The following is a 19651-nucleotide window of genomic DNA, read 5'->3' on the forward strand; positions in this document are numbered from 1 at the left end:
CTTTATCCACAGGCTGGGCGGCGCATTCGCGGTTTGTCGGAGCCATCGGGTTGCATGGGGGCATGACCAACGCAGACCGCACGGCTCTCCGCGCCTCGGCCGACTCCGTACTCGCCCGCCTCGTCGGTGACACCACCGGCAGCGCCCGGCTGCGCGAGGACCAGTGGCGGGCCATCGAGGCGCTCGTCGCCGACAAGCGCAGGGCGCTGGTCGTCCAGCGCACGGGCTGGGGCAAGTCGGCAGTGTATTTCGTCGCGACCTCCCTGCTGCGCGAGCTCGGCGCGGGCCCGACCGTGATCGTCTCGCCGCTGCTCGCGCTGATGCGCAATCAGGTGGAGGCGGCGGCGCGGGCCGGGATCCGGGCCAGGACGATCAACTCCTCCAACGCGGAGGAGTGGGAGACGATCCAGGAAGAAGTGGCCGCGGGCGATGTCGATGTCCTGCTGGTCAGTCCGGAGCGGTTGAACAATCCGGACTTCCGCGATCAGGTCCTGCCCCGGCTGTCGGCGGCCACGGGCCTGCTGGTGGTCGACGAGGCACACTGCATCTCCGACTGGGGCCATGACTTCCGGCCCGACTACCGGCGATTGCGCACGATGCTCGCCGAGCTGCCGGCGGGGGTTCCCGTGCTCGCCACGACCGCCACGGCCAACGCCCGGGTGACCGCTGATGTGGCCGAGCAGTTGGGGACGGGGGCGGGGACGGACGCGCTGGTGCTGCGCGGGCCGCTGGACCGGGAGAGTCTCAGCCTCCATGTCCTCAAGCTGCCGGACGCGGCGCACCGGCTGGCCTGGCTCGCCGACCATCTGGGCGAGTTGCCCGGCTCCGGGATCATCTACACACTGACGGTCGCCGCGGCCGAGGAGGTCACGGCGTATCTGCGGCAGTGCGGGCATACGGTCGCCTCGTACACCGGCCGCACCGAGAACGCCGACCGGCAGCAGGCCGAGGACGATCTGCTGGCGAACAGGGTCAAGGCCCTGGTCGCCACGTCCGCGCTGGGCATGGGGTTCGACAAGCCGGACCTCGGATTCGTGGTGCATCTCGGTTCGCCCTCCTCTCCCATCGCCTACTACCAGCAGGTGGGGCGCGCGGGCCGTGGGGTGGAGCATGCCGAGGTGCTGCTGCTGCCCGGCCGGGAGGATGAGGCGATCTGGAAGTACTTCGCCTCGGTCGCCTTTCCGCCCGAGGAGCTGGTCAGGCGCACGCTCGATGTGCTGGGCCGGGCGGACCGGCCGCTGTCGCTGCCGGCCCTGGAGCCGCTGGTCGAGCTGCGGCGTACGCGGCTGGAGACGATGCTCAAGGTCCTCGATGTGGACGGGGCGGTGCACCGGGTGAAGGGCGGCTGGACCTCCACCGGCCGGCCATGGGTGTACGACACCGAGCGGTACGCCTGGGTGGCGCGCCAGCGGGAGGCCGAGCAGCAGGCGATGCGCGACTACGCGTCCGCGACCGCGTGCCGGATGGAGTTCCTGCGGCGCCAGTTGGACGACGAGGAGGCGGTCCCCTGCGGGCGGTGCGACAACTGCGCGGGGGCGCGGTTCGAGGACAAGGTGAGCGCCGCCGCACTCGACGCGGCGCGCGGCGAGCTGGGCAGGCCGGGCGTGGAGGTCGAGCCCAGGAAGATGTGGCCGACCGGGCTCACCGCGGTCGGCGTCGATCTCAAGGGCCGTATCCCGCAAGGCGAGCAGTACTTCCCGGGCCGGGCGCTGGGACGGCTGTCGGACATCGGCTGGGGCAACCGGCTGCGGCCGATGCTCTCGGCACAGGCACACGACGGACCGGTACCGGACGATGTGGTGACCGCCGTGGTGAGTGTGCTCGCCGACTGGGCGAAGGGGCCCGGTGGTTGGGCCTCCGGCGAGCCCGAGGCGCCGCCCCGGCCCGTCGGGGTGGTCACCGTGGCGTCGCACAGCAGACCCCGGCTCGTGGGTTCGCTCGGCAGCCGGATCGCGGAGGTCGGCAGGATGCCGCTGCTCGGTACGGTCGCGTACGCGCCCGGGGCGGGCGACTCGCGGATCTCGCGCACCAACAGCGCGCAGCGCGTACGGGCGCTGCACGAGACACTGACCGTGCCGGCCGAGCTGGCCGAGGCGTTGGTCTCCGCGGGCGGCCCGGTGCTGCTCGTCGACGACCTCTCGGACAGTGGCTGGACGCTCGCGGTGGCGGCGCGGCTGCTGCGCAGGGCTGGTGCGGAGGGGGTGTTTCCGCTGGTCCTGGCCGTTCAGACGTGACATGGGGCTGTACCAGTGGCGCGTTCGGGCAGGGATATGGCAGGCATATACCCGCATTGCGGACGACGGCGTCAATTGCTCGTTGCCGCACGCCGATACGCCAGCGAGAATTGGAACCGTCCCCGCACGGCCCCACGCGGCCCATCAAGGCCGTGCCGCGGCGTCGCCCCCGTCCGACCCAGCCCGCACTGTGGGCGCGTATGCGAAGGGAGGAACGTGACCTTCGGATTCGCTCCGTCCGCAGCCACTTCGGTCAGTACGCCCGCCGATTCCGCCAGCCGCCTCGCCAGAATGCTCCAACCCGCCGAATGGGCGGAAGCCGGCATACCGCTGCTGCGCAACCCCCGTGAGGTGGTCAGCGGTCTGCACAGCAGGCACCGGCCGACCCTGTCGACCGCCGTCGTGGCCGTACTCGACCATGAGGAACGCCTCGCCGCCAGCGCCTCGTTCGCACCGCGAGCCGCGCCGGTCGACGGCTGGGAGTTCCGTAACGCACTGCTGGCACATCTGCGCCGCGTCATCCCGCACGACCTGCGCCGTCGTACGCCGGTGCGCACCGCCGTCCTGCTCTACTGCCGTGAGGGCGACGAACGCTGGACGGAGGAGGACGGGGCCTGGATGTGGGGGCTGCGGGACGCCTGCACCCTCCATGGACTGCGCTGTGGCGCGTACATCACGCTGACCCGTGGCGGCTGGCAGGTGCTGGGCGAGGGCCGCGGTGGCCGACGGCCCAACTCCGAGTCACCGCCTGCCGCTCTGGCCGAGACACTGGCCGATCCGGAAGCGCCGCCCACGCATGGAGGCGGCGGAGCGGTGGAGGTAATGCGCCGCACGGTTGCCCGTTGAGCAGCCGGGCGGCCACCGCTCGCCGGGCACGTCACAGCGGCCCGGCCGCCCCCTGAACGGGCAGCCGGGTCACGGCCGGACCGGCGGTCGTACGGCTCAGACGCCCGCGCCCAGCACGGTGTTGATCCGCTTCGAGTCACCGCACACCACGAGCAGCGCGGCGGCTCGCTCCCTGGCCAGGGGAAGCACCCGAGCGACGGCATCGTCACCGCCCCCGTTGACGGCGACGACCACGACAGGCCGCGACTGAGCACGGGCCGCCGCGCCGCCGTCCGCGAAGAACACGTCCTCGCGGGCGTCGTGCTGAGCCCAGTAGGCGGCTTCGCCGAACGACAGCTCGTGGGTGGCCCACGGATGCTGTTCCCCGGTGGTGAGCACCAGGATGTCGCCCGGCGCCCGCCCCGAGTCGAGCAGCAGATCGACCGCCTCTTCTGCGGCGTCGAGCGCACCGCCGGCCGGAGCCGGAATCAGCTGGATCTGGGGGACGGAAGGAGTGGTGGTGCCGGAAGCCTGGGGCTGGCCGGCGGAGTTGTGCGAGCGCTGCGCCGGCGGCGCGGGCCTCGCGGGACCGGGGCCCGGACGTCCGGGCCGCGGCGTCGCCGCGGAGCGCGGCCCGGGGACGGGACGCGGACCGGGTACAGGACGAGGGGTCGGCGCCGTACGGCCGGTGGCCGGAGTGGCGCTGGCACCCTGGGCTCTCTCGTGAATCTGAGGCTCCTGAGGGATGAGAGGCATGACTGGATGTCTATCAAACACCGGTGCGAAAAGCATCGGCAGGTGGGGATATTTGTACCCATGTCTGCGGGCGCGAGCCACACAGACCCAAGGTTCACCGGAAGTTCCGGAAGTGGGACCTTCCAGAAATCGGCAGTTCAGAAGTCGAAGCCGAGCTGGCCCCCGCTTTCCATAGCCGCGGCCTCCACGGAGATTCGGACCTTCTTGAGGTGCCGCCACTGGGGCAGCGCGTCAAGATAGGCCCACGAGAGCCGGTGGTGCGGTGTGGGCCCCCACTCCTCCAGTGCCGCCTTGTGCACCGGTGAGGGGTAGCCCGCGTTGGCGCCGAACGCGTAGGGAACGTACTCCTGGGCCGACGCGCCCAGTTCGGCCATGATGGCGTCCCTGCGCACCTTGGCGAGTACCGAGGCGGCAGCCACCGAGACACAGGACTGATCGCCCTTGATGACCGTACGCACCAGCCAGGATCCTCCGAGATAGTCGTGCTTGCCGTCGAGGATCACCGCGTCGGGCCGTACCGGCAGCGCCTCCAAGGCGCGTACGGCGGCGAGCCTGAGCGCCGCGGTCATCCCGAGGGCGTCGATCTCCTCCGGGGAGGCGTGCCCCAGCGCGTGCGAGGTGACCCACCTCTCCAGCTCATCGGCCAGCTCCGTACGGCGCTTGGGGGTGATCAGCTTGGAGTCGGTGAGGCCGGCCGGTGGTCTGCGCAACCCCGTGACGGCCGCGCATACCGTGACCGGACCGGCCCACGCTCCGCGCCCGACCTCGTCGACGCCGGCGATGATCCTGGCTTCGGTGGTGGCGCGCAGCGAGCGCTCAACGGTGTGCGTGGGTGGTTCGTACGGCATGGCACCAGCAAGGTTACGCCGCGCGGACGCCGCGCGACAGACCGGGTACCGGCCGTGGTGTCCGCCCGTTACATCGGGACGCCGGGTACGGGAAGTCCAGCCGGTACGGGACGCCGGGTACGGGACGTTCGGAGGGGACGTCCCGTACCCACCGACGTTCAGGGCCTGTCGAGTTGGCGCCCCAGCCCGTAGCAGGTGGAGGACGGGTCGATCTTCCGCGTCGCCACGATCTCGCGGGCCCTGCTCTCGGACCAGCTCGTCGCGTACCAGGGCTCCGACGCGTCCCCCAGATTCCGGGCGATACCGGCCAGGGCGCACGAACGCAGCGGTTCGGGCAGCCGGTCGAGCGCCGGCGCGGCATCGGCCGAGAGTTCCTGGAAGTACTCGATATCGATCTTGTGCGAACGCTCGTACCGTTGCACGTTCCGCTCCGCGACGAGCGCGTCCGGCGAGATCAGACCGTAGGCCAGCACGGCGGCGCCCGCGCTCGCGGCGACGGCACGCGGCAGCCACCGTCCGCCGACAGCCCCGGCCACCAGGATCAGGACGATCACCACACCGAGCCACAGCTCCATCGCCGCCACCGAGACGCGCAGCCGGGTGAGCCCGTAGGCGTCGACATACAGATCCATCCGGCGCAGCGCCGCGGCGACCACGACGAGGGTCAGCACGCAGAGGACACCGAGCACGGCCCTGACCAGGGTGGCGTCACCGGCTCCGTCGCGCGGGGCCCATCGCCGGGCGAGCCCGATCACCAGGAGGACGAGCACAGTGGCCCAGAGCAACTGCCAGAAGCCTTGGCGCGCGTACTCCGCGTACGTCAGCCCGGTCTCCCGCAGGACCTTGTCGTAGCCACCGAAGAGCACGGCGAGCTGGATGGCGATGAAGGCCGCGAACAGCAGATTGAGGACGATGAGCGGAAGCGCCCATTCCATCCGGCCGCGGGCCCGCCCGGGGGGGACGGTGATCCGGTCCCAGCGCAGCGGCGCGGCGGCGGTGTGGGCGGCGCCGAGCGCGCCGACGAGCCCGATCACGAACAGCAGGAACCGCCAGGGCCCGTCGCCGACCGAGACATCGGGGCTCAACTGGCCGAGCAGATCGGCGAACGCCGCGTCGGCGTTCGCGAAGAGGGTGCCGAACACGATCAGCAGTACGGCCGCGACCCCCACGGCGCGGACGACCGGCATCAAGCGACCGCGCGATCCTCCGACGCGTGCCCGCAGGCCGCGCCACCCCCAGACCGTGCCGGGTCCGAGGGAACCGAGCAGGCCCAGCGGGCCGAACACGACCCCCGGCCAGGTACGGCAGCCATGCAGGGCGAGCGAGCCGAGCGCCAGCGCGGAGACGACCGCGAGGAAGGTCGGCAGTCCGGCGTCCCGCAGCACGGGGACGGCGAGCAGCGCGATGCCACCGAAAGCCCAGGCCAGTGTCCAGGCGCGCGGCCGACGGCCGGCGGCCTGCGCCGCGAAGTAGGCGGCGAGCGCCGGTGGCACCACCACGATCAGCAGATTCAGGCCGAGTCCGTCACCCAGCAGCAGGGCGCTGAGCAGGGCGGACGCCAGGACCGACCAGAGCGTGGCGACACGGATCGGGGCAGCGGCGCGCGGCTGGATCTCGGTGAGCCAGCGGGGCGGCTCGCTGCGCTGCGGCTGCCACTGCTGCCAGTCGGGCGGGGGCGGTGCGCCCTGACGCTGCTTGGTGAGTACGGGTCCGGCGGAGGACCGACGGGCGGGTTCCCCCGGCCCTCGCGCGCCGCCCTGCCCGTGGCTGCCGGCCCGCTCTCGCGCCTGCCCCTGCCCCTGCCCCCGTTCTCCGTCGGATCTCTGCGTTCTGCCCGAATCTGTCACGGGACCCCCTCCCGGCCGGGTCCCTCGCGGCAGTGGAGCGGCGCGCACGGCCCGGCGTCTCGTCGGCGCACGCCCCTCGAAGATCACCGGGGCGGCGTGGCGGACAGAGTAACCGCGCGCTCCCGCCCCTCCCCGATTCCGGGGCCAGGTGTGGCAGGACCGTGACAACCACAGCCGTGACACCTCTAGCGATGGCGACTACAGCGGCGACGACAGCCAGCCCGGCAGCACTTCTGTCCGTTCCAGCCAACGCGCCGGCGGCGCCCCGGTACTCGCCGCGGAGATCACTCCCCCGGCGATGGCACATGTCGTGTCCACATCGCCGCCCACCTGGGCCGTGGTCCAGAACCCCGCTTCGAAATCGCCCAGAGCCCGCGCCGCCGACCAGAGGGCGAACGGCACCGTGTCGTGCGCACTCGTCCGCCGCCCGCAGCCGAGAACCGCGGCCACTGTGCCCGCGTCGTCGTAGTCCAGCATGTCCCGCGCCCGGCGCAGCCCCGCCCCGACCGCGCTGCGCGGCACCAGCGCCACCACTCCGTCGAGCAGCGCCGCCGGCGCCGGTGGTCCCGAGGGATCCGCGGCGAGAGCCGCTGCCGCCGCCACCGCCATGGCGCCCACCACGGCCTCGCGATGCTGGTGTGTGGTGTACGCGGAGATCTCGGCCTGATGCGTGGCCTGCTCCGGATCGCCCGCGTACCAGGCACCGAGCGGTGCGATCCGCATGGCGGCCCCATTGCCCCACGAGCCCTGCCCGTTGAACAACGCGGCGGCCAGTTCACGCCAGTCGCCGCCCTCCCGGATCAACCGGAGCATGCGGTTCACGGCCGGGCCGTAGCCGCGGTCGAAGTCATGGTGCTCGGCGAAGGACCGGGCCAGCGCGTCCTGGTCGATACGGTGATGGACGGCCAGTACGGCCAGCACCGACGCGGCCATCTCGGTGTCGTCGGTCCACTGCCAGAGCCCCGGCGGCAGCTCGCGCCGTTTCAGCATCGGATAGTTCGAGGGGACGAAGAACTGGGAGCCCAAGGCGTCTCCCACGGCCAGTCCGCGCAGGCTCGCCAGGGCGCGTGCGTAGCGCGGATCGATGGACCGGCCGGGGGTGGATCCCATGGCTGCGGATCCAGGGGGCGCGGGTTCAGCGGGGGTGGAATCAGAGGGTGTGGAATCAGCGGTCATCGCATGGTCATTCTATCCAGTTCGCCCGTAGGGCTCGGGGGTGCGCCAGCGCGCGAACGGCCGGTCCAGCGTGTATCTGCCGTCCGCGCCGAGCAGCAGTGTTCTGGTCTCCCCGTTGCCCGGGTTCGACAGCGATTCGAACTCCGCCACCGACCAGTGGAACCACCGCATACAGAACAACCGCATGGTCAGTCCATGGGTCACCAGCAGGACGTTCTCCGGCGAGTCGGGCGTCTCGAAGCTCCGGTGCAGGGACTCCAGGAACGCGCCGACCCGATCGTAGACATCGGCGCCCGACTCGCCCTGCGCGAACCGGTAGAAGAAGTGCCCGTACGCGTCCCGGTAGGCCTTCTGCAGCCGTACGTCCTCGCGGTCCTGCCAGTTCCCCCAGTCCTGCTCACGCAGCCGGGGCTCCTCCCGTATCCGCACCAGCTCCGGATCGAGGCCGAACGCCTCGAACGTCTCGTGGGTGCGGCGATAGGGCGAGACGAAGACGCTGACCGGCTCCCGGCCGAACAGCTCACGCAGCCGAACGCCGGTCTCCAGGGCCTGCCGCCGCCCCTTCTCGGTGAGCTTCAGGGCATGGTCGGGCTCGCGTTCGTACACCGTGTCATCGTCGTTGCCTACCGACTCGCCGTGCCGGACGAGGACGATGCGCCGTGGTCGTGCCATGCCAAGACCCTAGTGCCCCTCCCGGTGCCCCTCCCGACAGGCCGTGCCCGGCCGCGGGGGCCGTACGGGGCCCGGCGGCGTCAGACCGTCCATGTCGATTCGAGGTCGACGACATCTCCCGCCAGCGCCGCCACATCCGCGGCCGTCTGCGCGCGCAGCGTCAGCCGCTCCACGCGTTCGACCCGGTACTTTCCGTGCTCGGCCGCCGACTGCCACATGGACAGCACTATGAACTCCTGGCCGGGCGCCTCCCCGAACAGCCCCCGCACCATCCCGGGTGACCCCGCCATCGCGGGGTTCCAGACCTTCTCCTGCATCAGCGCGAAATGCTCGACCCGGTCCTCGTGCACCTTGCAGTGCGCGACCCGCACCACATCTGCGTCGGTGAAACGCGGCTCGAAACCGGTCTTCACATCGAAGCGGTAGTCGAAGAGTTTGACCTGGATGTCACGGTGCGTCCCCACCTGTGCGGCGGCGAGCCGGTCGTGTGAGCGCGCCATGAACGAGTCGTAGAACGCGCGGCTCTCCCAGAACGAGAAGACGTGCGCGACGCCCGGCCTCGCTCTGCTCCATCCTCCGCTCTGACCCCTGAACCCCGGCTCACCGAGCAACCCCGCCCATTTCCGCTGCCCGCGCTCGAAACCTCGACGGTCGGTCACGGTGCAGCGAATCCACTTGACCAGCACCGCGCCATCGTACGGCGCGGAACGTGGCATCGGTCACGCCTGTCGTGGACGGGGGAAAGACATGGGAGAGGCGTGGGAGGGACGCGCAACGGACTTCGAACGAGGCGAGTATCGGCCAACGTGGCGTCAACTGGACTGATCGCGAGGCGGGTTGTCGGTGCCCGGGACTAGCCTTGTGTCCAAGGCTCGGAGATCCGGCCCGGGTTCGGAAAGAGGGGAAGACTGGTGAGCAGCCTCAACAGAGGGGTGGAGAAGATCGAGGTCACGCTCAAATGGGACCCCAGTCCGCTGGGCGCGCCTCCGCACGATCTCGACCTGGTCGCCGCGACGTACACCTCCGGCACCCCGAGCGGCGCCCCCGCCTATCTCGTCCATTTCGACAGCCGTTCACCGGACGGCACGATCACGCTGAGCCGGCAGAGCCGGACGGGCCAGGGCTACGGCACCGACGAGGAGATGACGCTGGAGCTGGTGCGGCTGGCACCGTCTTTCACCCGCGTGGTGGTGGGCGTGGTCATTCAGCAGCGCGACGGGCGGCGGACGTTCGGCGACATAGTCAATGCCGCGGCCCGCGTCCGGGAGGGATACACGGAGCTGGCCGCCCATGGCTTCGCCGGGATAGCGGGTTCCACGGCGGCGACGTTCGCGGAGTTCACCCGGGACTCCTCGGGTGCCTGGCACTTCCAGTCGGCGGTCCGCGGATTCGACACCGAGCTTCAGTCCTTCGGCACCCTGATGGGCGGCGCCTGACCGACGGCGTGGGCGGCGTCCGATCCATGCCCCGAGGGCGGCGTTCGCCCTACGGCCCCGAGGGGCGGCGGTCACTCGGGCCGCCGCCCCTCGGGGGTTATCGCTCCAGTGCTCAGCTGCAGCCGCTGGTGGAGCCGCATCCCTCGCAGATGTAGCAGGACCCGGCCCGCTGCATCTTCGTACCGCAGGAGAAGCAGAGCGGTGCGTCGGCGCTGATGCCGAGCTGCATCTCCACCAGTTCGGCCGAGGTGTGCGCCTCCTTGGGCGCCGGGACCACGGCCGCCGCCGGCGCGGCGGGGGTCGGGGTCACCGCCTTCAGCGTCTCCTGCCGGCGCGGGGCCGACTGGACCAGATTCTCGATGTCGATACCGTCATCCTCCATCGACGGCTCGTACGAACCGGTGTCCAGGTGACGCTGGCGCTCCTCGGCGGAGTGGATGCCGAGGGCCGAGCGGGTCTCGAAGGGGAGGAAGTCCAGCGCGAGACGGCGGAAGATGTAGTCGACGATCGACTGCGCCATCCGTACGTCCGGGTCGTCTGTCATACCGGCCGGCTCGAAGCGCATGTTGGTGAACTTCGATACGTACGTCTCCAGCGGGACGCCGTACTGCAGACCGACCGAGACCGCGATCGAGAAGGCGTCCATCATGCCCGCGAGAGTCGAGCCCTGCTTGGACATCTTGAGGAAGACCTCGCCGAGACCGTCGTCGGGGTAGGAGTTGGCGGTCATATAGCCCTCGGCGCCGCCCACCGTGAAGGAGGTGGTCAGACCGGGACGGCCCTTGGGGAGACGCTTACGGACCGGGCGGTACTCAATGACCTTCTCCACCGCCTGGCGGATGGTCTCCTCGGCCTTCTCCGCGACCTTCTCGTCCTTCTTCTTCGCGGAGAGCGGCTGGCCGACCTTGCAGTTGTCGCGGTAGATCGCGAGCGCCTTGACGCCCATCTTCCACGCCTCGAAGTAGACCTCCTCGACGTCCTCGACGGTGGCGGTCTCCGGCAGGTTCACCGTCTTGGACAGCGCGCCGCTGATCCACGGCTGGATCGCCGCCATCATGCGGACATGGCCCATCGCGGAGATGGAGCGCTCGCCCATCGCGCAGTCGAAGACCTCGTAGTGCTCGGTCTTCAGGCTCGGCGCGTTGATCACATTGCCGTTCTCGGCGATGTGGGCGACGATCGCCTCGATCTGCTCCTCCTGGTAGCCCAGCCGGCGCAGGGCCTGCGGGACGGTGCCGTTGACGATCTGCATCGAGCCGCCGCCGACCAGCTTCTTGAACTTGACCAGCGCGAGGTCGGGCTCCAGACCGGTGGTGTCGCAGGACATCGCGAGACCAATGGTGCCGGTGGGCGCGATGACCGAGGCCTGCGCGTTGCGGAAGCCGTTCTTCTCGCCCAGCCGGAGAACGTCCTGCCAGGCCTCCGTGGCCGCGGCCCAGACCGGGGTGTCCAGGTCGTCGACCCGGGGCGCGGTGGCGTTGGCGTCGGAGTGCTGCTTCATGACGCGCTTGTGCGGCTCGGCGTTGCGGGCGTAGCCGTCGTACGGACCGACGACCGCGGCCAGCTCGGCGGAGCGGCGGTACGAGGTGCCGGTCATCAGTGAGGTGATGGCCCCGGCCAGCGAACGGCCGCCGTCGGAGTCGTACGCGTGACCCGTCGCCATCAGCAGGGCGCCGAGGTTGGCGTAACCGATGCCGAGCTGACGGAAGGCGCGGGTGTTCTCACCGATCTTCCGCGTCGGGAAGTCCGCGAAGCAGATGGAGATGTCCATCGCGGTGATGACCAGCTCGACGACCTTGGCGAAGCGCTCGGACTCGAAGGACTGGTTGCCCTTGCCGTCGTCCTTGAGGAACTTCATCAGGTTCAGCGAGGCCAGGTTGCACGAGGTGTTGTCCAGGTGCATGTACTCACTGCACGGGTTCGAGCCGTTGATCCGGCCGGACTCCGGGCAGGTGTGCCAGCGGTTGATGGTGTCGTCGTACTGGATGCCCGGGTCGGCACAGGCCCACGCCGCCTCGGCCATCTTGCGGAAGAGGGACTTCGCCTCGACCTCTTCGATGACCTCGCCGGTCATCCGGGCGCGCAGACCGAACTTGCCGCCCGCCTCGACGGCCTTCATGAACTCGTCGTTCACCCGGACCGAGTTGTTGGCGTTCTGGTACTGGACGGACGTGATGTCGTCGCCGCCCAGGTCCATGTCGAAGCCCGCGTCACGCAGGGCGCGGATCTTCTCCTCCTCCTTGACCTTGGTCTGGATGAAGTCCTCGATGTCGGGGTGGTCGACATCGAGGATGACCATCTTGGCCGCGCGGCGGGTGGCACCACCGGACTTGATCGTTCCGGCGGAGGCATCGGCACCGCGCATGAAGGAGACCGGGCCCGAGGCATTGCCCCCGGAGGAGAGGAGCTCCTTGGAGGAACGGATCCGGGAGAGGTTCAGACCGGCGCCCGAGCCCCCCTTGAAGATCATCCCCTCTTCCTTGTACCAGTCGAGGATCGAGTCCATGGAGTCGTCGACGGACAGGATGAAGCAGGCGGAGACCTGCTGCGGCTGGGGCGTGCCGACGTTGAACCACACCGGCGAGTTGAAGCTGAAGACCTGGTGCAGGAGGGCGTACGCCAGCTCGTGCTCGAAGATCTCGGCGTCCGCGGGCGAGGCGAAGTACTGGTACTCCTCACCGGCCTTGCGGTACGTCTTCACGATCCGGTCGATGAGCTGCTTGAGACCGGTCTCGCGCTGCGGGGTGCCGACGGCCCCGCGGAAGTACTTGCTGGTGACGATGTTGACCGCGTTCAGAGACCAGAAGTCGGGGAACTCGACGCCACGCTGCTCGAAATTGACCGAGCCGTCGCGCCAATTGGTCATGACGACGTCACGGCGCTCCCAGACCACCTCGTCGTACGGGTGCACGCCGGGGCTCGTATGAATGCGCTCGATACGCAGCCCCTTGCCGCCCTTGGTCCCCTTGGCCCGGGAACCTCGTGCCGAGCCGCTCGCCGTCTCTGTCATGCCGCCTCCCATATACGTACAAAAACGCGCTGACGTGCCATGTTCTTCCCGTGGCACGGCGTGTGTGTCTGATGCCTCGGGTGCGCACAGGGCACCCGTGACAGGTCTTTGCCACCGCGGAGCGGCCAGGATCGAGCCGGCCGGTCAGTCCGCGGCGGTGGCGGGCACGGGGACGTGGCCGGCCCCGTCGACGCCGGTTTCCTCTGAAGGGGGCCGCTCGCGCAGTTCCGCGATGGCGGCCTCGAAGTCTTCGAGCGAGTTGAACGCCCGGTACACGGATGCGAAGCGCAGGTACGCGACGAGGTCGAGCTCCTGCAGTGGGCCGAGTATGGCCAGCCCCACATCGTGGGTGGTCAGCTCGGCGCTCCCGGTGGCGCGTACCGCTTCCTCGACCCGCTGGCCGAGCTGCGCGAGGGCGTCCTCGGTGACCGGCCGTCCCTGGCACGCCTTGCGCACGCCGGAGATGACCTTGGTACGGCTGAAGGGTTCGGTCACGCCGCTGCGCTTGATCACCATCAGTGAGGCGGTCTCCACCGTGGTGAAACGGCGGGAGCAGTCGGGGCACTGACGGCGGCGGCGGATCGACGTCCCGTCGTCGGTGGTGCGACTGTCGACGACTCGGCTGTCGGAGTGCCTGCAGAAGGGACAGTGCATGGTTCCCTACCCTCCTTCACAGCGCGACTGAATAGCCTCGTCGGGGCCCGGAAACGAGCCCTTCGAAGCACCCCCAGCATAGGCGATGACCTCACCCCCGGAAGCGGGGGGACCACAACTTCTGGGTGGCTGCGACAATCCAACCACTAGATCTGGGGTTTGACTGCATCCTATGCCCCAGCGCGTGTCGCGTGTCGAGGCGGGTGCCGGGGCAAGCGTCCCGGGCCTCTCGGACCGGCCACGAGAGTACGGGAAGGGCGCGGCGCGCGGCCTTCCGGGCCGCCCGGTGGAACACTGGTCCCCGCCACGGAGAGCAGCGGCCGGGAGCCGGAGGGTACGGTGGCGAGCGGCCCCGTACCGCGGCCATGGAGCCTGCCTATACACCCAGTCAGATGCTCAAGGCGGACTCTCCGCAATTTTTCACTCGAACGTGTGTTTGGCGCAACCTTTCGAAAGCTACTACCGTTGTCCAGCTAGGGAGAACATTTCGAGAGGGGCCGACGTGACCACCACCGCAGACAGCGCCACCATCACTGCCCAGGACCGCTCCCAGAGCCGACTCGAGCCGGTGCATGCCATGAATGACGTACTCACGAACCCGGAGGGCGCCAAGCCCACGCGTTCGTTGCCCGGTCGGCCTCCAGGAATCAGGGCGGACAGCTCCGGACTCACGGACCGGCAGCGAAGGGTCATCGAGGTCATCCGTGACTCCGTGCAACGGCGCGGATACCCGCCATCCATGCGGGAGATCGGCCAGGCCGTGGGCCTCTCCAGCACGTCGTCGGTCGCCCATCAGCTGATGGCCCTGGAGCGCAAGGGCTTCCTGCGCCGTGATCCGCACCGGCCGAGGGCGTACGAGGTACGCGGCTCCGACCAGCCGAGCACCCAGCAGACGGACACGACCGGCAAGCCCGCCGCCTCGTATGTCCCGCTGGTCGGCCGGATCGCGGCCGGCGGACCGATCCTCGCGGAGGAGTCCGTCGAGGATGTCTTCCCGCTCCCCCGCCAGCTGGTGGGTGACGGAGAGCTGTTCGTGCTGAAGGTCGTCGGTGACTCGATGATCGAGGCCGCGATCTGCGACGGCGACTGGGTGACGGTCCGCCGCCAGCCGGTCGCGGAGAACGGCGACATCGTCGCCGCGATGCTGGACGGCGAGGCGACGGTCAAGCGCTTCCGGCGGGAGGACGGCCATGTCTGGCTGCTCCCGCACAACGCGGCGTACCAACCCATCCCCGGTGACGAGGCGACGATCCTCGGCAAGGTGGTGGCGGTCCTGCGCCGGGTGTGAGTACTCCACCGGCTCCGACCGGGCCCCGGAACCCCTGCGCCGGTTCCGGGGCCCTGCTTTATGCCTGCTCCCAGGGCTTATGCCTGCCTCCAGGACCTGTCGCCCACCACCCCGGAGGGACCCTCAGCGTCCATCGGCCTGTGCGACCGCGTCGATCGACGCGAGGGAGCGCCGTACCTGATTACGGTCCGTCGTGTACCAGAAGTCGGGCAGTGAAGCACGGAGAAAGCTGCCGTACCGCGCGTTGGCCAGCCTGGGGTCCAGTACGGCCACAACGCCTCGGTCCCCGCTCGCCCGCACCAGACGTCCTGCGCCCTGGGCCATCAGCAGGGCGGCATGCGTCGCCGCCACGGCCATGAACCCATTGCCGCCGGCCTCCTCGACCGCCTTCTGCCGCGCGCTCATCAGCGGATCGTCGGGACGGGGGAAGGGAATCCGGTCCATCACCACGAGCTGGGAGCTCGGGCCCGGCACATCAACGCCCTGCCACAGGGAGAGGGTGCCGAACAGACAGGTCTTCGGATCGGCGGCGAACGCCTTGATCAGCTCGCCGAGCGTCTCCTCCCCCTGGAGCAGGATCGGGGTGTCGAGCCTGCCCCGCAGCTCCTCGGCGGCCGCCTGGGCGGCCCGCATCGAAGAGAAGAGCCCGAGCGTACGACCGCCCGCCGCCTCCACCAGCTCCGCCAGCTCATCCATCATGTCGCCGCGCGAGCCCTCCCGGCCCGGCGTGGCCAGATGGCGCGCGACATAGAGGATGCCCTGCTTGCGGTAGTCGAAGGGCGAGCCGACATCGATGCCCTTCCACTGCGGGACCTCGTCGCCCTCGGTGCCCTCCGGCGCCAGGCCCAGCGAGGCGCCCACGCCGTTGAAGTCGCCGCCGAGCTTCAGCGTCGCGGAGGTGAGCACGACCGAGCGGTCGGTGAACAGCTTCTCCCGCAGCAGTCCCGACACGGAGAGCGGGGCGACGCGGAGGGACGCGCCGAACCGGTCGTGCCGTTCGTACCAGACGACATCCCACTCCGAACCGTTGGCGATCCGCTCGGCCACGCTGTGGACGGACTCGACGGAGGCGAGCGCCTGCTTCCGTACGACATCCTCGTCCTGCACGGACTTGTCGCGGGTCGAGCCGAGCGCCGAGATGACCGTACGGGCGGCGTCGCGCAGCGACATCAGTGCGTAGCCGAGGTCCTCGGGGATCTCTTCGAGCCGCCCGGGGAGGGCCAGCTCCATCAGTCGCTCGAAGGTCTCGGCCGCCGTCTGGAGGGCGTCCGCCGCCTTCTCGTTCACCAGCTTCGCCGAGCGGCGCACGGCCCGGTGGACCTGCCCCGGGGTCAGCTCGCCTGTGGCGACTCCGGTGACCCGGGAAACCAGCTCATGGGCCTCGTCGACGATCAGCACCTCGTGCTGCGGAAGCACCGGGGCGCCCTCGATCGCGTCGATCGCCAGGAGCGCGTGGTTGGTGACGACGACCTCGGCGAGCTTGGCGCGCTCACGGGCCATCTCGGCGAAGCACTCCGCGCCATAGGCGCATTTCGTCGCACCCAGGCACTCCCGCGACGAGACGGAGACCTGGGACCAGGCGCGGTCGGAGACGCCGGGCGTCAGATCGTCGCGGTCACCCGTCTCGGTGTCGTCCGCCCAGTCCCGCATCCGCAGCAGGTCCTGGCCCAGCTTGCTGGTGGGCGCGGCCGCCTCGAACTGGTCGAAGAGGCCGTCCTCCTCGTCCTGCGGCACCCCTTCGCGCAACCGGTGCAGACAGAGATAGTTGGAGCGGCCCTTGAGCATGGCGAACTCGGGCCGCCGCCGCAGCAGGGGATGCAGCGCGTCGACCGTACGCGGCAGATCTCGCTCCACGAGCTGCCGCTGCAACGCCAGGGTGGCCGTGGCCACCACGACCCGCTCTCCGTGGGCCAGGGCCGGCACCAGATAGCCCAGTGATTTACCGGTACCGGTGCCGGCCTGGACGAGCAGATGGGACGTGGTGTCGATGGCGTCGGCGACGGCCTCGGCCATGGTGACCTGGCCTGGCCGTTCCACGCCGCCGACGGAGCTGACGGCGGCGTGGAGGAGCTCGGGGAGTGATGGCTTCGTCATAGCCCGACCACCCTACGGGGCGCCGCTGACAACGGAGGTCACTCGCCCGGCCGCCGGACGGCGAGCGGATTGGGAACCGTACCGTGCACGGCGGCGTGCGGCCGGTGGGAGCGGTCCCGGTAGCCGTCGAGATGCAGCCGGTTCCGGTTGAGGCACAGACGCTCGATACGGGGCGTGAGCAGGTCGAATATCTCGAACCGCTCCTTCAGCTCCGGGAACCGGCCCTGGTAGCGCAGGATCTCCGCCCGTACGAGGGACCAGAACTCGTCCTCGGACACGCCCAGTTGATCCTGGCACAGCGGCGCGAGATAGCGGAACACACCGACGAAGAGCCCTGAATGGATGAACTGGGTGAGGAAGGACGGCTCTTCCGTCAGAAGGACGCTCCTCACGTCCTCGGGCATCGACTCGTGCTCGGGCAACGGCCGCGCGCTGATGTTCACATCGTCGACGAAGTCCTTGATCGCGAGCCGTACCGGCACGTCCTGGGCGTCGAAGACCACGATGGCGTTCTCGCCGTGCGGAGAGAAGACCGTTCCGTAGCGGTAGAGGAAATGCAGCAGCGGCGGAAGCAGCGCGGCGAAGAGCCGCTGGAGCCAGTCGGCGGGCGTGAGTCCCGAGCGGGCGACGAGTTCGGCGGTGAACGCCCGGCCGTGCGGATCCGTATGGATGAGCGAGGCGAGCGTACGAGCGCGCTCACCGGCTGTCAGGCGGGCCTGGAGTGGCTCGCGCCAGATCGCGCCGAGCAGTTCCTTGTACTGGTAGGGAACTTCGGGGAGATGGTCATAGAGGGGGTGTTCAACCGTTACGGAGGCGACTTCACCGAGCAGGATGACCCCGCAGTCGTCGCGGAGGAAGGCGTCCGCGTCGCGCACCCCGTGCATCCACGCGGTGACGGCGGGGGCCGCGAGCGTGCGCTCCGTGGGAAGACCGCGCCAGACAAGGGTGTTGAGGATGGAGAGCGGCAGTTTGACGGTGTGCCGCTCGGGCCGGCCGAGATTGAGGAAGGTACGGATGGACTGTTGCGGCAGCCGGAGGTCACCGTCGGTGGGGAGCGGGACGATCGCTCCCTCGGCTATGGCGGGGGCGTAGAGCTGGAGCAGCACCTCGTCCCACTGCCAGGGGTGCACAGGAAGGTAGAGATAGCCGGCCGGGTCGAGCCCCCGGTCGCGGAGTATGGAGTCGAAGCGCTCGCGGACGGCGTCGTCGAGTTCGCCGGCGTAGAGCAGTTCGGGCGTGCCCAGCGAGCCGACTCCCCGGTAGGTGGCGAGTGAGGTGCTGGCCGCGATCCAGGGAAGCTCGGTCGATGTGCGGGCCTCGGGCGCCCACCGGTCGGCGTCGGTGGCGGAGAAGCCGCCCCGGCCCTTGTTGAGGACGATCCAGGGGTGGCCGGTCTGGTGTCCTTCGAGTTCGGCGTAGCCGAGGTCGGCGAGGCGTCCGGCGCTGAGCGCGGTGTGCGCGAGTTTGGCGTCGGCCGCGATGGTGGTGGTGAGTTCACGTACGAGATGACCGAGGGTCGCGCCGTCGAGCGCGAGCAGCCGACGGGACAGCAGCAGAAAGCGCAGGGGATCGGTGAAGGGCCGGCCGTCGCAGGCGAGGGAGCCGGGATCGACGCGCCAGCTGCCGTAGGCACCACGCGTCGCGCGGAAAGCGAGCGTCTCCCCCTCGTCGAGCGCGAGGGTGTACGGGAGACCACCCGTGGCGGCGTCCCGGCCCTCGGCGGCCTGGTCGGCCGACGGGACAGGCACGGGCTCGATGATCTCCTCGTACGCGAACTCACCGAGCAGCTTGGCGAGAAGTCGGGCCGCGGCCCGCTTCCAGGTCGGGGCGTTCAGCTCGGGTGGCGAGAACAGCGCGGCCGGCTCGGTGGAACCGGTGGTACCGGTGCGGCCGATGGCATCGCCGGGGGATATGGGGCCGGTGGGGTCGGTGGAGTCATGGGTCGCAGGGGACGTCGGCACGTGGACTCCTCAGGGAGGGAACCGATGGGAACGAGCGGATCGAGCGGTGGTGGGCATCGCGCGGGGTGGCCGGGGGAGCCGATCGTTCACAGCAGGTCGCGCAGGGCGCGTTCGCGGACCATGAGAGCGGCTCGTTTGTCGGGCAGGTCGACTTCCGCGGAGAACCGGAAGCCGGCGCTGAGGAAGGCGGCGACGGAGGGCGTGTTACGGAGGTCGGGCTCGGCGATGACGCGCCCGCAGCGGGGACGGTGGTCGAGGACGAGATCGGCGACGGCTCTGAGGAGGGTCGTACCGACTCCGCGCCCACGGTTGGCCACGCCGCCCACCAGGAGATGGATCCCGGTGTCGTGCGGGCGCGCGGGGTAGTGCCGCGCGAGCGGGTCGAGGTCCGCGCGGTAGATCTCCCAGTAGCTCATCGGGACTCCGTCGAGCACACCGAGACAGGGGGCGCTGCGGCCGTCGCCTTCGAGCTGTGGGCGCAGATGGTCGGCGGTGACCTCGTCCGGCCCGGCCAGCTCCCAGAAGGCGGCGACGGCAGGATCGTTCATCCAGCGGCTGATCAGCGCCAGATCGCGGGCGACGCGTACCGGCACGAGCTGGAAGACACCCGCGGAAGTGGTGGCGGGTCCCCATCCGGCGGGGGCGTCGAGCAGATCACCGGCCGGGAGGTCGTCGTGCGAGGGGGTCAGGGCCACCGGATCGCCCTCCCCGAACAGTGCGACCAGCTCATCGGACCATCGCATGTCGACGGTGTCGTCGGGACCCCCGCCGGTATGCGGGGTGGGGCCGGCATCGGTGTCGGTGCCGGCATCGGTGGGAGGCACAGCGGCGCTCTCCTCTCGGCGGTGCG

15 protein-coding genes are annotated in these 19651 nt (G+C 70.0%); 4 read left to right on the top strand and 11 right to left on the bottom strand.

Features of this window, described 5'->3' with window-relative positions:
- Window positions 1-62 precede the first annotated feature (62 nt).
- Both M1203_RS30500 and M1203_RS30505 read left to right on the top strand, forming a co-directional pair.
- Window positions 63-2234, top strand: coding sequence for a RecQ family ATP-dependent DNA helicase (locus M1203_RS30500; RefSeq protein WP_249953055.1), 2172 nt, complete (start codon window positions 63-65; stop codon window positions 2232-2234).
- A 216-nt stretch (window positions 2235-2450) separates the two neighbouring features.
- Entirely contained in the window at window positions 2451-3080 is a 630-nt protein-coding gene (locus M1203_RS30505; RefSeq protein WP_249953056.1) for a hypothetical protein, read from the top strand.
- A gap of 96 nt (window positions 3081-3176) precedes the next feature.
- Here M1203_RS30505 and M1203_RS30510 read toward each other — a convergent pair whose 3' ends face one another.
- From M1203_RS30510 to M1203_RS30535, 6 genes are all read right to left on the bottom strand, one after another.
- Entirely contained in the window at window positions 3177-3815 is a 639-nt protein-coding gene (locus M1203_RS30510) for a hypothetical protein (RefSeq protein ID WP_249953057.1), read from the bottom strand.
- A 137-nt stretch (window positions 3816-3952) separates the two neighbouring features.
- The gene (locus M1203_RS30515) at window positions 3953-4663 is read right to left on the bottom strand and encodes a ribonuclease HII (RefSeq protein WP_249953058.1); all 711 of its coding nucleotides are present in this window, start codon (window positions 4661-4663) and stop codon (window positions 3953-3955) included.
- A gap of 158 nt (window positions 4664-4821) precedes the next feature.
- Window positions 4822-6510: a DUF4173 domain-containing protein gene (locus M1203_RS30520; protein WP_249953059.1), complete on the bottom strand. Its 1689-nt coding sequence runs from the start codon at window positions 6508-6510 to the stop codon at window positions 4822-4824.
- 198 nt (window positions 6511-6708) lie between these two features.
- On the bottom strand, window positions 6709-7620 hold the full coding sequence (locus M1203_RS30525) for an ADP-ribosylglycohydrolase family protein (protein WP_249953060.1): 912 nt from the start codon (window positions 7618-7620) through the stop codon (window positions 6709-6711).
- A 78-nt stretch (window positions 7621-7698) separates the two neighbouring features.
- A complete protein-coding gene (locus tag M1203_RS30530; RefSeq protein WP_249953061.1) occupies window positions 7699-8358 on the bottom strand; it encodes a histidine phosphatase family protein in 660 nt (219 codons plus the stop codon).
- An 80-nt stretch (window positions 8359-8438) separates the two neighbouring features.
- On the bottom strand, window positions 8439-9044 hold the full coding sequence (locus M1203_RS30535) for a YdbC family protein (RefSeq protein ID WP_249953062.1): 606 nt from the start codon (window positions 9042-9044) through the stop codon (window positions 8439-8441).
- A 225-nt stretch (window positions 9045-9269) separates the two neighbouring features.
- Between M1203_RS30535 and M1203_RS30540 the strand changes: the two genes are divergently transcribed.
- Window positions 9270-9794, top strand: coding sequence for a TerD family protein (locus M1203_RS30540; protein WP_249953063.1), 525 nt, complete (start codon window positions 9270-9272; stop codon window positions 9792-9794).
- A 112-nt stretch (window positions 9795-9906) separates the two neighbouring features.
- On the opposite strand, the gene M1203_RS30545 is transcribed toward M1203_RS30540, so the two are convergent.
- Window positions 9907-12804, bottom strand: coding sequence for a vitamin B12-dependent ribonucleotide reductase (locus M1203_RS30545; RefSeq protein ID WP_249953064.1), 2898 nt, complete (start codon window positions 12802-12804; stop codon window positions 9907-9909).
- Window positions 12805-12948: 144 nt separating this feature from the next.
- A complete protein-coding gene (gene nrdR, locus M1203_RS30550; protein WP_249953065.1) occupies window positions 12949-13458 on the bottom strand; it encodes a transcriptional regulator NrdR in 510 nt (169 codons plus the stop codon).
- Window positions 13459-13960: 502 nt separating this feature from the next.
- Here nrdR and lexA point away from each other — a divergent pair.
- A complete protein-coding gene (gene lexA, locus M1203_RS30555) occupies window positions 13961-14746 on the top strand; it encodes a transcriptional repressor LexA (protein ID WP_030350125.1) in 786 nt (261 codons plus the stop codon).
- Window positions 14747-14869: 123 nt separating this feature from the next.
- Here lexA and M1203_RS30560 read toward each other — a convergent pair whose 3' ends face one another.
- The 3 genes from M1203_RS30560 to M1203_RS30570 form a co-directional block, all read right to left on the bottom strand.
- On the bottom strand, window positions 14870-16840 hold the full coding sequence (locus tag M1203_RS30560; RefSeq protein WP_249953066.1) for an ATP-dependent DNA helicase: 1971 nt from the start codon (window positions 16838-16840) through the stop codon (window positions 14870-14872).
- A gap of 38 nt (window positions 16841-16878) precedes the next feature.
- Window positions 16879-18801: an IucA/IucC family siderophore biosynthesis protein gene (locus M1203_RS30565; RefSeq protein ID WP_374404384.1), complete on the bottom strand. Its 1923-nt coding sequence runs from the start codon at window positions 18799-18801 to the stop codon at window positions 16879-16881.
- Window positions 18802-18887: 86 nt separating this feature from the next.
- Window positions 18888-19625, bottom strand: a complete 738-nt coding sequence (locus M1203_RS30570) for a GNAT family N-acetyltransferase (RefSeq protein ID WP_308404931.1) — start codon at window positions 19623-19625, stop codon at window positions 18888-18890.
- Between the last annotated feature and the right edge of the window lie 26 nt (window positions 19626-19651).

The organism is Streptomyces sp. 35G-GA-8, assembly GCF_023534745.1.
In the GTDB taxonomy this organism is placed as follows: Bacteria; Actinomycetota; Actinomycetes; order Streptomycetales; family Streptomycetaceae; genus Streptomyces.

Excerpts from the sequence above, each read along its gene's own strand:
- M1203_RS30500 (WP_249953055.1), top strand. The coding sequence starts at position 63 with ATGACCAACGCAGACCGCACGGCTCTCCGCGCCTCGGCCGACTCCGTA.
- M1203_RS30510 (WP_249953057.1), bottom strand. The coding sequence starts at position 3,815 with ATGCCTCTCATCCCTCAGGAGCCTCAGATTCACGAGAGAGCCCAGGGT.
- M1203_RS30515 (WP_249953058.1), bottom strand. The coding sequence starts at position 4,663 with ATGCCGTACGAACCACCCACGCACACCGTTGAGCGCTCGCTGCGCGCC.
- M1203_RS30525 (WP_249953060.1), bottom strand. The coding sequence starts at position 7,620 with ATGGGATCCACCCCCGGCCGGTCCATCGATCCGCGCTACGCACGCGCC.
- M1203_RS30530 (WP_249953061.1), bottom strand. The coding sequence starts at position 8,358 with ATGGCACGACCACGGCGCATCGTCCTCGTCCGGCACGGCGAGTCGGTA.
- M1203_RS30545 (WP_249953064.1), bottom strand. The coding sequence starts at position 12,804 with ATGACAGAGACGGCGAGCGGCTCGGCACGAGGTTCCCGGGCCAAGGGG.
- nrdR (WP_249953065.1), bottom strand. The coding sequence starts at position 13,458 with ATGCACTGTCCCTTCTGCAGGCACTCCGACAGCCGAGTCGTCGACAGT.
- M1203_RS30560 (WP_249953066.1), bottom strand. The coding sequence starts at position 16,840 with ATGACGAAGCCATCACTCCCCGAGCTCCTCCACGCCGCCGTCAGCTCC.